Source organism: Halochromatium sp. NSM3 (assembly GCF_059621085.1).
Window position 1 is genome coordinate 75686 of sequence record NZ_JCAQIA010000005.1, and the last position, 12352, is coordinate 88037.

11 protein-coding genes are annotated in these 12352 nt (G+C 65.1%); 4 read left to right on the forward strand and 7 right to left on the reverse strand.

The window, feature by feature from the left end:
- Positions 1–61: 61 nt before the first annotated feature.
- The 3 genes from aspS to yjgA all read right to left on the reverse strand — a co-directional run bounded on the left by aspS (position 62) and on the right by yjgA (position 3034).
- A complete protein-coding gene (gene aspS, locus AC54T3_RS03605) occupies positions 62–1840 on the reverse strand; it encodes an aspartate--tRNA ligase (protein ID WP_496622408.1) in 1779 nt (592 codons plus the stop codon).
- 220 nt (positions 1841–2060) lie between these two features.
- Complete coding sequence (locus AC54T3_RS03610) at positions 2061–2426, reverse strand: FmdB family zinc ribbon protein (protein ID WP_496622410.1); 366 nt, start codon at positions 2424–2426, stop codon at positions 2061–2063.
- An 83-nt stretch (positions 2427–2509) separates the two neighbouring features.
- A complete protein-coding gene (gene yjgA, locus AC54T3_RS03615; RefSeq protein ID WP_496622411.1) occupies positions 2510–3034 on the reverse strand; it encodes a ribosome biogenesis factor YjgA in 525 nt (174 codons plus the stop codon).
- Positions 3035–3230: 196 nt separating this feature from the next.
- Here yjgA and AC54T3_RS03620 point away from each other — a divergent pair, with 196 nt between their 5' ends.
- Positions 3231–3524, forward strand: a complete 294-nt coding sequence (locus AC54T3_RS03620) for a hypothetical protein (RefSeq protein ID WP_496622413.1) — start codon at positions 3231–3233, stop codon at positions 3522–3524.
- Between the two features lie 90 nt (positions 3525–3614).
- On the opposite strand, the gene AC54T3_RS03625 is transcribed toward AC54T3_RS03620, so the two are convergent.
- The 3 genes from AC54T3_RS03625 to AC54T3_RS03635 are packed head-to-tail and all read right to left on the reverse strand — an operon-like array spanning position 3615 to position 8495.
- Positions 3615–6932: a hybrid sensor histidine kinase/response regulator gene (locus AC54T3_RS03625; RefSeq protein ID WP_496622414.1), complete on the reverse strand. Its 3318-nt coding sequence runs from the start codon at positions 6930–6932 to the stop codon at positions 3615–3617.
- A 30-nt stretch (positions 6933–6962) separates the two neighbouring features.
- Positions 6963–7922 (reverse strand): response regulator, encoded by a 960-nt coding sequence (locus tag AC54T3_RS03630; RefSeq protein WP_496622415.1) that lies wholly within the window; start codon positions 7920–7922, stop codon positions 6963–6965.
- A gap of 48 nt (positions 7923–7970) precedes the next feature.
- Positions 7971–8495 carry a hypothetical protein gene (locus AC54T3_RS03635; RefSeq protein WP_496622417.1) on the reverse strand — a complete coding sequence of 175 codons (525 nt, stop codon included), beginning with the start codon at positions 8493–8495 and terminating at the stop codon, positions 7971–7973.
- 196 nt (positions 8496–8691) lie between these two features.
- On the opposite strand from AC54T3_RS03635, the gene lapB reads away from it, so the two are divergent.
- From lapB to galU, 3 genes are read left to right on the forward strand one after another with little or no spacing between them, the layout of a single operon-like run.
- Positions 8692–9897 carry a lipopolysaccharide assembly protein LapB gene (gene lapB, locus AC54T3_RS03640; RefSeq protein WP_496622418.1) on the forward strand — a complete coding sequence of 402 codons (1206 nt, stop codon included), beginning with the start codon at positions 8692–8694 and terminating at the stop codon, positions 9895–9897.
- Positions 9898–9931: 34 nt separating this feature from the next.
- The gene (gene pyrF / locus AC54T3_RS03645) at positions 9932–10645 is read left to right on the forward strand and encodes an orotidine-5'-phosphate decarboxylase (protein WP_496622419.1); all 714 of its coding nucleotides are present in this window, start codon (positions 9932–9934) and stop codon (positions 10643–10645) included.
- Positions 10646–10703: 58 nt separating this feature from the next.
- Complete coding sequence (gene galU, locus AC54T3_RS03650) at positions 10704–11579, forward strand: UTP--glucose-1-phosphate uridylyltransferase GalU (RefSeq protein WP_496622421.1); 876 nt, start codon at positions 10704–10706, stop codon at positions 11577–11579.
- A gap of 202 nt (positions 11580–11781) precedes the next feature.
- Here the strand turns inward: galU and AC54T3_RS03655 are convergent, their stop codons facing one another.
- Positions 11782–12303 carry a ferritin gene (locus AC54T3_RS03655; RefSeq protein WP_496622423.1) on the reverse strand — a complete coding sequence of 174 codons (522 nt, stop codon included), beginning with the start codon at positions 12301–12303 and terminating at the stop codon, positions 11782–11784.
- Positions 12304–12352: the final 49 nt, after the last annotated feature.

Below are 12352 nucleotides of genomic sequence, written 5' to 3' on the forward strand. Positions count from 1 at the left end.
AGCCGCTGGCACCTCGATCACCCCGGTCCAAGTCGCCTCCGCCGCAGCGCTTGGCGGAGCCTCAAGCACGCAGCTTGATCCGCAGCGCCAGTTCCTTGAGCTGCGCCTCATCGACCGTCGATGGCGCGTCGGTGAGCAGACAGGAGGCGGTCTGCGTCTTCGGGAACGCCATCACATCGCGGATCGACTGGCTGCCGGTCATCAGCATCACCAGCCGGTCGAGCCCGAAGGCGATGCCACCGTGTGGCGGACAGCCGTACTTGAGAGCGTTGAGCAGGAAGCCGAAGCGGTCATTGGCATCCTCGTCGCTGATCTTCAGTAGCCGGAAGATGCTGCGCTGAACCTCTTCGCGGTGGATACGAATCGAACCGCCACCGAGTTCAGTGCCATTGAGCACCAGATCATAGGCGCGTGACAGGCAGGTGCCCGGATCGGACTCGAGCTGATCGAGCTGCTCCTCCTTGGGCGCCGTGAACGGATGATGCAGCGCCATCCAGCGACCGGTGTGCGGTTCCTTCTCGAACATCGGGAAGTCGACCACCCAGAGCGGCCGCCAGCCCGACTCCATCAGGCCACGATCCTGTCCAAGCTTGACCCGCAAGGCGCCAAGCGCCTCATTGACCACGGTCGCCTTGTCGGCACCAAAGAAGACCAGATCGCCATCCTCGGCGCCCGTGCGCGCCATGATGCCCTCGACCGCGCTATCGGGCAGGAACTTGAGAATCGGTGACTGCAGCCCCTCACGGCCCTTCGCCGCCCAGTCATTGACCTTGATATAGGCCAGCCCCTTGGCGCCGTAGATGCCGACGAACTTGGTGTAGTCGTCGATCTCCTTGCGCGTCAGCTCGCCACCCTTGGGCAGGCGCAGCGCCGCCACCCGGCCCTCTGGATCGGCCGCCGGACCGGCGAAGACCTTGAACTCGACCTCGCCCATCAGATCGGCGACATCGATCAGCTCTAGCGGCACGCGCAGGTCGGGCCGGTCGGAGCCATAACGGCGCATCGCCTCGTCATAGGTCATGCGCGGGAAAGGCTCGGGCAGCTCGGTCGCGAGCACGCTCGCGAACAGCTCGCGGACCATGTGCTCCATCAGCTCGGTGAGCTGGGTCTCGTCCATGAACGAGGTCTCGATGTCGAGCTGGGTGAACTCGGGCTGGCGATCGGCGCGCAGATCCTCGTCGCGGAAGCAGCGCGCGATCTGATAATAGCGATCCAGCCCCGACATCATCAGCAGCTGCTTGAACAGCTGGGGCGACTGCGGCAGCGCGTAGAACTCACCCGGATGCACCCGACTCGGGACCAGGTAGTCGCGCGCGCCCTCGGGGGTCGACTTGGTCAGGATCGGCGTCTCGATATCGAGGAAGCCGCGCGCGTCGAGGAAAGTGCGCAGGGTCTGGGTGATGCGGCTACGCAGGCGCAGGCGCTCCTGCATCTCGGGGCGGCGCAGGTCGATATAGCGGTAGCGCAGCCGGATCTCCTCGGAGGTGTCGGCGCCGTGCTCATCGAGCTGGAACGGGGGCGTCTCGGCCGCGTTCAGCACCTGCAGCGAGAGCCCCAGCACCTCGACCTGACCGGTCGGCAGATCCGGGTTCTCGGTGCCTGCGGGGCGAGCGCGCACGCGACCGCTGAGCGTCAGCACGTATTCACTGCGCACCTGCTCGGCGAGCGCGAAGATGTCGGCGCGATCGGGATCGAACACCACCTGCACCAGCCCGCTGCGATCGCGCAGGTCGATGAAGATCACGCCGCCGTGATCGCGGCGGCGATGGACCCACCCGCAAAGACTGACCTCGCGGTCGATGAGCCCGCTCTCGAGCTCGCCGCAATAATGACTGCGCATGCCGTTCGATCCCCGTAAGACTGGTCACCGGCAGCGGTTCTGGCCGGTGGAGAGCAGGCGGCGAGCGCCGCCCGAAAAAACACCCCAAGATAACGGTAGGCCGGGCGCCGCGCAACCAGCGACTCGCGCGAGCGGGCGGTGCAGCACCGTCTCAGTGTTGCGCGGGCATCAGTCTCAGTGTTGTGCAGGCGTCACGTCTCAGCGTCGCGCGGGCATCACTTCAGTCCACTGCCGCCTTGGCCTTCGGGGTGCTTTTCGCGGCTGGCTTGGCCGCTGGCGCATCCGACTTGGGCTTGGTCTCGGTGGCCGGCTTCTCCTTCGTCTTATCGCCTGCGGCTTTCTCGCCCGTTCCCTTCTCCTTGGCCGCCTCCCCGTCTTGATGCAGGTTCTTGCGCTTGTCCTTGTCTTTCTTGAAGTCGGTCTCGTACCAACCGCTGCCCTTGAGCCGGAAGGCGGCGGCGGTGATCTGTTTGGTCAGGGCCGAGGCGCCACAGGCCGGACAGTCGGTCAACGGCGGATCACTGATCTTCTGCAATGCATCCAGCTCATGGCCGCATTCCCCGCATCGATACGCATAGATAGGCATGGTCTCACTCACCAAGCAAGGGTTGGATAACCGCGCGAATATGGGGTTTTGAGCGCGATTTTCAAGGGCCGCCGGTGGTCCGCTCAATCCTCGGCCGCATCGAGCACCGTGCGCAGATGACGAAACAGCCGCCGGGGCGCCTCGGGACGGCCGCGTTCGCTATCGCGCTGGGCGGCGCGCACCAGGCTGCGTAGCTGCTGGCGATCGAGCTGCGGATGGGCGCTGATCAGCTCGGCAAGGGCCTCATCACCCTCCGCGATCAGGCGCTCGCGCCAGCGCTCGACCTGATGCTGACGCGCGCTCGCGGCGCGCGCCAGCGCCTCGCGTTGGGCCAGCAGTGCCTGCAGCGGCTCGGTGTTCTCGCGCGCCAGGCAGTTGGCGATGCGTTTGTAATGGCGGCGCAATGCGCGCTGATCCTTGATGCGCGCGGTCTCGTCGATTGCCACCCAGGTCGCCTCACTGAGCGAGAGATCCTCGAGCAGCGCGCGCGGCAGCGCCAGGAGCTGCTCGGCCAACGCCTGCAGCGCCTGATGCTCGCGCTTGATCTGGCTGCGGCTCGGACGCTCGTCGAGTGGTTCCTGCGTGCTGGCTGCGTCAGGCTGAGTCACGTCAAGCTGAGTCGGGTCAAGCTGAGTATCGATGGGGTCGTGCTGATTCACAGGGATCATCAAAGCGTTGTGAAGAATGTCCGTCGGCGAGCGCTGCCCGATTCACCTCCAACATGTTACTCTCCGAGGCGGTCATTCCGAACAGATTTTGGGATCTCATGGGTTCCAGGTTTCTCGCCAACGGAGGAGGAAGGCTGTGAAGGTACTGCCACCGCTTGCTCTACTGCTGACAATAACCGGCTGGGTGCTCACCCTGCTGACCGGCATGACGCTCCTCTCTGGGCCCTATGAGGATGGGCGGACCTGCCAGACAGAGTGCGTCCAGACGATGTTCTTCTCGGGACTGGCGGCCACCGTCGTTGCCCTGCTGATCGCCGGGCTCGCGCTCAGGCTGTCCGACGGGCGCGCGTTGACCTACATCAGCCTGGTGCTGGTGGTCCCTCTCGGCATGATCTATGCCGGCTTGATCCTGATCGGCGAATTCGCCTGAAGATACAAGTTCGCCCTCTTGCCAACCCCATACGTCTACGGCCGTCGGCGGCGCCCTGCTCCCGCCGCGCCGCTCCCGCCACGCTGCGGTTCAGCCTTCGACCTGATCGCATTGCTCCAGCAGTTCGGCGAGCGCGGCCCGGCCGGCCTTGAAGTCGAAGCGGCGCACGGGCTGGATCACGGCCTCGAGGGATTGGCGCAACGGCGGGTCCATAATCTTCGGCGCTAGCGCCTCGACCTCGGCGCGAGCACGGAGATTCCGCGCGGCCAAGAGCGCATCAAGGCGGAGCAGCTCCGTTTTCAGATTCATCGCATCCAACGCCTCGCCACCGTCAAAGGCGGCAGCGGTGTCGGCGACTGTAGCCACCCTGGACACCGGCGCCAGGTTCGCGATCGACCGCAATGCCTCGGCCAAGGCCGCCTCGCATGCGGGAAGCCGCGACATCGCCGATCCATCGGCGCGGGCGATGCACTGCTCGAGTGCCTTTGCGGTCGCGCCAACCCGCGCCAGGCCCAGGCTCAGGGCCACGCCGGCTAGGGCATGGGCGGCGGCCTCGGCTGCGGCGTAGTCGCCAGCCGCGAGCCGGGTGCGAATCGCGACCGACTGCTCGCCAAAACGCTCGGCGAAGCGGCGCAGTCGATCCTGATGCACGGTCCGATCCTCGTCCACCGGCTCAAGCCCCGGACCAAGATCCACCAGCGGGGCGGATCGGGGTTGGCCAGCCGGCGCGGGCGCGTCGGCCAGGTGACGGTCAGGACCGTTTGAACGACGCAGTGGTCGCAGCATTGCGATCAGCCGTGAGCGCTCAAGGGGCTTGCCGAGGTGCCCATCCAACCCGGCTGCGAGACAGCGCGCGCGCTCTGCCTCGGTGACATGGGCGGTCATCGCAATGATCGGCAGCGCCGCGCACTCGGGCAGGGCGCGAATCCGGCGCGCGGTCTCGTAACCATCCATCCCGGGCAGTTGCAGGTCCATGAGGATCACATCGACACCCGCGCACCCTGACCCGTCTCCTGATTCATCCTCTGACTCAACCAGGCGCTCGAGCGCCTCGGCGCCAGACTCGGCGACCATCACCTCGGCACCGGTCCGACTGAGGATCGCAGCCGCGATCTCATGATTGAGCGGCTGATCCTCGACCAACAGCACGCGCAGGCCGTTCAACGCATCGCTCGCATCCAGCTCCGACGGCAAGCGTGTCGCGCGCGTGCCAGGCGCCGCCGCATCTAGCTCGACGGCGAACGCAAAGCGACTGCCGACGCCGATGCGGCTGCTCAGTTCGATCTCGCTGCCCATCTGGCGCACCAGGCGTTGGCAGATGGCGAGGCCCAGCCCGGTGCCGCCGAAGCGCCGGGTAATCGACGCATCGGCCTGGGTGAACGGCTGGAACACCTGCTCGCGCTGATCGTCCCGAATGCCGATGCCGGTGTCGCGCACGGCCAGCGCAAGCCGAATCCGCTCGGGCGCGCTCGGCTCATCGGGCTCGTCGGGCGCGAGCGGCTCGCAACGGACCTCGAGCACGACCTCGCCACGCTCGGTGAACTTGACGGCATTGTTGAGCAGGTTCGCCAGCACCTGGCGCAGGCGAGCCTCGTCGCCGAGCATCCAACAGTCCTCGACGCCCGCGTGTTCGATACGCAGCACCAAGCCCTTGGCCTCGGCGCTCAGCGCCACCAGGTCGCGGGCATCCTCGGCCAGAGTGGCGACGCTGAAGGCGGCCCGCTCCAGCGCGAGGTGGCCGACCTCGATCTTGGAGAAATCGAGCAGATCCCGGATCAGGTGCATCAGCGCCCGCGCGGCCCGTTCCGCCTTGGTCACATAGTCGCGCTGGGCCGCACTGAGCGGGCTGCTGTCGAGGAGATGAATGAAGCCGACGATGGCGTTCATCGGCGTTCGCAGTTCGTGGCTCATATTGGCCAGGAACTCGGATTTTGCCTGATTCGCGGCCTCGGCCTTCAGCTCCGCGCGCCGTCGCACCTCGGCCTCGACGCGCAACTGTTGGTTGGAGGCGCGCAGCTCTTGTAAGCCCGCCTGCACCCTGGATTCGAGTTCATCATTGAGCCGATTGAGCTTGTCATTCGACTGCTGGAGCGCCTCGGCATAGCTCGCCTGCATCGCGCGGCGTTGCTCCTCGAGCAAATAGAAGCGATCGGTCACCGCGAAGGCCAGGATCACCGCGTCGAGCGCGGAACCGATCTGCGTCGCCCAGGTGGTGATGAAGTTGGTCGGGATGAGACCGAAGGCATTGAGCGCGTAGATCACCATGAAGCCGAGCAGGACCGTCCAGCCAAGCGAGTAATAGCGCGCGGGACGAAAGCCCCGCAGACCGATCCTGAACCCGACCACGATGAACAGCACAACGCTGAACACCAGCGCCACCGCGAAGCGCAGCGCAAGCTCGTAGGGCGCAACCAACGCCAGCACCATGCCGACGACGGCGAGCCAGCTCAGCGCGCCGAGGATACGGTGGATGATCGGCGCGTTGGTCGCGGTATCCAGGATCGAGCGCGTGAACAGCACCCCGGCGAAATAGGCCGCAGACAGAAACAACGGCAGGCTGACATTGGCCCACCAAGGCTGATTGGGCCAGAAGAATTGAAACGAGATCCCGCTCAGCGCGAGCTGAAAGGCGACGTAGAGGCTGACGAAGAGCGCGTAATAGGCCGCATTGACATCCCGCAGGCGCCAGAAGTGATAGAGGTTATAGACGACCAGCATCAGCAGCGCCCCATAATAGAGTGCCAACACGCTGTACTCGGTCGCCATGCGCTCGAACGCCGCATTGCGCGAGAGCAGCTCGATCGGTAGATTCAGCGAGCCCGCCGTCTCAATGCGCAGATAGACCCTGAGTGATTGCCCGGGCTGCAATGCCACCGGAAACAGGAAGGTGCGCGCCGTGATCGGCCGCGCGGCGAAGGGTTGCCGATCGCCGGTCTCATAACGCCTGAGCCCGGTCGGCGCGTCGATGTAGACGATCACCGAATCGAGCAGCGGATAGGCCAGTTCGAGGTAATAGGTGTCCGGGTGATCGAGGTGGCTGTCGACCTGCAAGCGTGCCCAATGCACGCGGCGATCAAACCCCAGGTTGTGCATCTCGCTGTGCGCCGGCGCGAAGGCTGCGGACCAGGGCGGCGAGCGGATGTCGTCGATGTCAAGATTCCCTTCCGGGTCGAGCAAGAGTTGCAGATGGCCGACCGTGCTGTATACAGCTTGATCGCCCGCCACCCGCAGCGGCTTGATCCCGGAGGCTGCGGCAGCCGCGTCAACCGGGTGCGGGCTGGCCTCCTCGGTGATCGAGTCGCCCAATGTCGAGCCCGTTGTCGAGCCAGCTGTCGAGCCAGCTGCCGAGCCAACGACCAACCCCGCAATCACCAGCATCCAGGTCAAGCGTGCCGACAGTCGGAGCATGGCGAGCACCGTGCCTAAACCACCCGGCCTCTAGCGGGTCGATTCCCAATGCTGAAGCCACAGCTGACCCGGACCACTTTGCATGGCCTGCTCCAACGCCTGGGTCGCCGCTAATGCAAGGTCCTGTCCATGCAGCGGCTCGGCCTTGTCCAGCATTGCAAAATCCGCTGTGATCCCGCCCACGCTTGCGGTCAATGAGCGCTTGGAGTCAGGGGACTTGATAGCGAGCGCGGCGACGGCCTCGATGATCGCGGCCGCGCGCTCGAATGCGGCCTCCGCATCCGCTTGGGGCAGAAGGATCGCAAACCGAGATCCGCCGTAATGCGCGCAGAGATCAAGCGGACTCGAGACCCGACCTGCAATCAGGGCGCCGATCACTTGCGCGACGCGCTCGAGCAGGCGCTGAAGGGCGAGCTGTCCGGTCGCCTGTGCGATCGCGTCGACATCATCGAGACCCACCAGCAGAAACGACAGCCTTGTGCCTTCAAGTTCGGCGCGCGTGGTCTCACGCGCGAGCAGCGCGTCACAGGCGGCGCGGTTGGGCAGGCCGGCAATGGCATCGACGTTGGCGAGCGTTCGCAGCCGATCCCGACTCGCCTTGAGCTGCAGATGTACTTCGACCCGCGCCCTGACCCGAAGCCGTTTGATGGGCTTGGTGATGTAATCGACAGCGCCGACCGCGAAGCCCTTGGCTTCATCCTCGAGTTCGGTCTTGGCGGTGACGAAGATCACCGGGATCTCGGCGAGTCGGGGCTCGAGCCTGAGCAGACGGCAGACCTCGTAGCCATCGACGTCGGGCATCATGATATCGAGCAGGATCAGATCGATGCGCCGATTCAGCGCGATCTCGATCGCCTCCTCGCCCGAGATGGCAAAGAAGACCTCGTAATCATCGCCGAGCGCTGCGGCCAGCACCTCGATGTTCTCGGGAACATCATCAACGATCAGCAGATGCGGTCGTTGTTCCGTGGCAGGGTCACTGGTTACCATCTACGCCGTTCTCGCGGTGCCGTTCTCACGCTCTAGGGGGGATCAGTGCTAGGGGAACTGTTCGAGCCGATCCATCGCCTGCTCGTAGCGCTCGCGCAGCGTATCGCGCAGCTTGGCCTGCTTGGCGCCGGCACAGCCGCCCATCTCCTGCAAGCGCGCCAGGAAGTCTTCGCGCATGCGCGCCTGCGCATCCCGATAGTAGCCTTCTGGAAAGAGATCGTCCTGCACATCGAGCACAGTCATCCGAAAACCGCTCGCGAGGATCTTGTTGAGGTTTTCGCTACGGCGCCCCGAGCGATCTTGTCGACAGCGATCGTTGTAGAGATCAAGCTCGAAGGCCGCTTCGACCGCGTTCACGATGAGCGCTTGCGTCGCCTCGTCGAGCGACGCTTGGGCGTCGGCCTCACTGGGCATGAGCAGCGCGAGCGCGAGCACGAGCAGCGCCCCGAGGACCATGCCGGCGGTCAGGCGCATCGACTCGATCGATGCCAACCGCATTCGCGCCTGGCGGCGACCCGGCGTGTGCGCGGTCGCGCCGGTCACGACGGCGACCTGATCGTTGAACTGTCCCATCGGCTCACTCCGGAGAAATGGACTGGTCTAAACGTAAAGCCATCTGGCCGCGCTGTAAATGTCGCGCGTCTCCCTGGCTGATCATCAACACCGATCATCATGCGACCCCCGTGGGTTCTCTGTATCATGGACGCCTGCTCAAGTCACCGTTAAGAGGCCTGGCTTTGCCGCGCACATCGACAGCAGCTGGCATCTGATGCAATGGCTTTTCCTATTGTTGCCGATCGCGGCCGCCTCCGGGTGGCTCGTCGCGCGTCGCACGGGCTCCGGGCGGCGTGGCGAGAGCCGCTGCGGTAGTGCCGACCCGGTCTTCTTCCGTGGCCTGAATTACCTGCTCAACGAGCAGCCGGACAAGGCGCTCGACGTCTTCCTACGGCTGGCCGAGGTCGATGGCGAAACCGTCGAGACCCATCTCGCGCTCGGGGCCTTGTTTCGGCGTCGCGGCGAGGTCGATCGCGCCATCCGCATCCATCAGAACCTGGTCGCGCGCGAGACGCTGAGCAGCGCCCAGCGCGGCTATGCGCTCTATGAACTCGGACGCGACTACATGCTCGCCGGGCTGTTTGATCGCGCCGAGAGCCTGTTCCTAGAGCTGGTCGAGCAGGGGCTCCAGGATCGACGCGCCTTGCGCAGCCTGATCGAGATCTATCAGGCCGAGAAGGACTGGCACCGCTGCCTGGAAACGGCCCATCAGTTACGACAACGCTGCGACTGGCCGATCCAGACCGAGATCGCCCATTATCACTGCGAGCTGGCCGATGAATGCCGTCGCCACGGGCAGCGCGACGAGGCCCGCGCGCACTTGCTCGACGCCCAGGGCATCGACCCGAACTGCATCCGCGCCACGCTGATCCAGGCGCAGATGGAGATGGAGGGCGGCGACCCGGCCTCCGCCCTGATGCTCTACCGCCACCTCGCTCGACGCGGTCCCGACTATCTCCCGGCCATGCTGCCGGAGCTACTGCGCTGCTGCGAGCGCATCGGCCGTCAGGGCGTCACCCAGGAGCTTGGCGAGCTGTTCGCGGCGCATCCATCCTCGCCCTTGATGCTCGAACTCTCGCGCGCAATCGAGCGCGAGCAAGGCCCGCAGGCGGCACTGCGGTTTCTCGACGACTATCTCGGCCATTATGCCGATCTGGCGGGCGCCGAGCGGCTCTTGGAGCTGCGCCTCTCGGCCTTCCCGCAACAGGCCGCCGAGGGCGATCAGCAACTGCTCGAGGTCATCCGACATCTGGTGGCCGCGCAACCGGGCTATCGCTGCGATCAATGCGGCTTTGAGGCGCGCGCGCTGCATTGGCAATGCCCGAGCTGCAAGCACTGGGGCAGTATCAAGGCCGTCGCTCCGCCACCGCTGTGCCAACCCGTGGGCGCCACCACGCGCCCGAGTGCCAGCAGCCTATAGCCGGTTCACCCACCCCCATCGAGGACAGATCGCCTTGACCGAGCCCCGTATCATCGTCGCCCTCGACTATGCGTCCGCCGACGCCGCCCTCGCCCTCGCCGATCGGCTCGATCCGCACCGTTGTCGGGTCAAGGTTGGCAAGGAATTGTTCACCCGCGCCGGGCCGGCCGTGGTCGAACAGCTCGTCAAGCGCGGGTTCGATGTCTTTCTCGACCTCAAATATCACGACATCCCGAACACCGTCGCCGCTGCCTGCGCGGCGGCCGCAGACCTTGGGGTCTGGATGCTCAACGTGCATGCCTCCGGTGGGGCAGCCATGATGCAAGCTGCGCGCGAGCGCCTCGCGCCCCTGCCGCAGCGGCCGTTGTTGATCGCGGTGACCTTGCTCACCAGTCTCGATGACGATGACCTGACGGCGATCGGTTGTCCGGGCAGCGCGCGCGAGCGCGTCGCCTTGCTCGCCGAGCTGAGCGCGCAGGCGGGGCTGGACGGGGTCGTCTGCTCCGCGCACGAGGCCCGCGACCTGCGCGCGCGCCTGGGCCCGGAACAGCTGCTGGTGACGCCCGGCGTGCGTCCTGCCGACAGCGCGAGTGGCGACCAGAAACGCGTCATGACACCGAGCCGCGCCATCGCCGCAGGCGCCGATCATCTGGTGATCGGGCGGCCCATCACGGCTGCGGCCGATCCCCAAGCCGCGCTCTCGGCCATCGAGGCCGACGTGGCCGCTGGGCCTCGCACGCCCGGCTGAGCCCTCGCGCCCAACCGCTTTCATCGACCTACCAACCAACAACGCGAAAGGAGCCCCCATGGCCAAGATCAACAAGGCTGTCTTCCCGGTTGCCGGCCTCGGCACTCGTTTCCTACCGGTCACCAAGGCCAGCCCCAAGGAGATGTTGCCGATCGTCGACAAACCCCTGATCCAATACGCCGCCGAGGAGGCCGAACAAGCCGGCGCGACCCAACTGGTGTTCATCACCGGCCGCCATAAGCGCTCGATCGAGGATCATTTCGACAAGGCCCCCGAACTCGAGGCCGAACTCGAGGCCGGGGGCAAGGACAAGCTGCTGAACATCGTGCGCACCATCCTGCCGGACCATGTCAACTGCATCTACCTGCGCCAGTCGGAGGCGCTCGGGCTTGGACACGCGGTCCTTTGCGCCAAGCCGGTGATCGGCAATGAGCCCTTCGCGATCCTGCTTGCCGATGACCTGATCGACAATGCCGGCAAGGGGGTTTGCGAGCAGATGGCCGATCTGCACGCGCGCACCGGTGGCGCCAGCATCCTCAGCGTGCAGGAAGTGCCGCCGAGCGAAACGCACAAGTATGGCATCGTCGAAACCGAGACACAGCCCGATGGCACGCTGCGGGTGACCTCGATGGTGGAGAAACCCAAGCCCGAGGACGCGCCGTCGAATCTCGCGGTGGTTGGACGTTACCTGCTCACGCCGGCGATCTTCGAGAAGCTCGAGCAGACTCAAGCCGGGGCCGGCGGCGAGATCCAGCTCACCGACGCGATCGCCGCACTGCTCGACGAAGAGATGGTGATCGCCCATCCCTTCGAGGGCAAGCGTTACGACTGCGGCAGCAAGGAAGGCTATCTCCAGGCCACGGTCGAACTCGCGCTCAACCATCCCGAACTCGGCGAGGGCTTCCGCAGCTATTTGAAATCGCTCGTGCTCTAAACCGCAGGGATGCGAATGGGGCTCGGGCGATGTCGATCGCCAAGCCCCATCGCGCTGCCGCCCACCTGCGGGGCTAGCAGCGCAACCCACGAGAGACGCGTTTTCTCCCGTTTCGGGCAACTCTTGCAGCGCTTTCCTTCCTTATATTTTTTGCAGCATTTGCCGTTCTTCTTGGGCATGGTCGGGCCCTGATTTGATGTGCTTAGGCGCCAGTCGAGGCTGCGGCGCTGATCTTCTTGGCGGCGGCCGCAAGCTCGTTATCGATCATCAGCAGCCCCTGCCCCTGATCACCGAAGAGCCGCAAGCGGCCGAGAATGTCGTTCACCGTCGCCTCTTCCTCGATCTGTTCGGTCACGAACCACTGCAGGAAGATATGGGTCGCGTGGTCTTTCTCTTGAGCCGCATGATCGACCAAATCGTTGATCGCCCCCGTCACGCCGCGCTCGTGATTCAAGGTGCGCTCGAACATATCCATGATGCCAGCGGTCTTGGCCGGCGGCGCTGACACTGCCTCGAGCTGAACAGTCGCATCCTGATCGAGCAGATAGCGGTACATCTTCAGCGCATGGACCATCTCTTCCCCATGCTTGGCCATGAACCAGGCTGCCGTCCCATTGAGGTTGCTGCTCTCGGCCTGCGCGGACAGGCCGAGATAAAAGTAGGCGGAGAAGAGTTCACGGTTGATCTGCGCATTGATGCGCGATGCCATCTCGTTGGAAATCATCGACAGGTCTCCGTTATTACCCAGCATTGGCCGTTGCGCACACGGACGA

What these genes read in the sequence shown, in the direction of transcription:
- AC54T3_RS03610 (WP_496622410.1), bottom strand. Translation starts at nt 2,426, where the DNA reads ATGCCTATCTATGCGTATCGATGCGGGGAATGCGGCCATGAGCTGGAT.
- AC54T3_RS03625 (WP_496622414.1), bottom strand. Translation starts at nt 6,932, where the DNA reads ATGCTCCGACTGTCGGCACGCTTGACCTGGATGCTGGTGATTGCGGGG.
- AC54T3_RS03630 (WP_496622415.1), bottom strand. Translation starts at nt 7,922, where the DNA reads ATGGTAACCAGTGACCCTGCCACGGAACAACGACCGCATCTGCTGATC.
- AC54T3_RS03655 (WP_496622423.1), bottom strand. Translation starts at nt 12,303, where the DNA reads ATGATTTCCAACGAGATGGCATCGCGCATCAATGCGCAGATCAACCGT.
- galU (WP_496622421.1), top strand. Translation starts at nt 10,704, where the DNA reads ATGGCCAAGATCAACAAGGCTGTCTTCCCGGTTGCCGGCCTCGGCACT.
- aspS (WP_496622408.1), bottom strand. Translation starts at nt 1,840, where the DNA reads ATGCGCAGTCATTATTGCGGCGAGCTCGAGAGCGGGCTCATCGACCGC.
- AC54T3_RS03635 (WP_496622417.1), bottom strand. Translation starts at nt 8,495, where the DNA reads ATGGGACAGTTCAACGATCAGGTCGCCGTCGTGACCGGCGCGACCGCG.
- lapB (WP_496622418.1), top strand. Translation starts at nt 8,692, where the DNA reads ATGCAATGGCTTTTCCTATTGTTGCCGATCGCGGCCGCCTCCGGGTGG.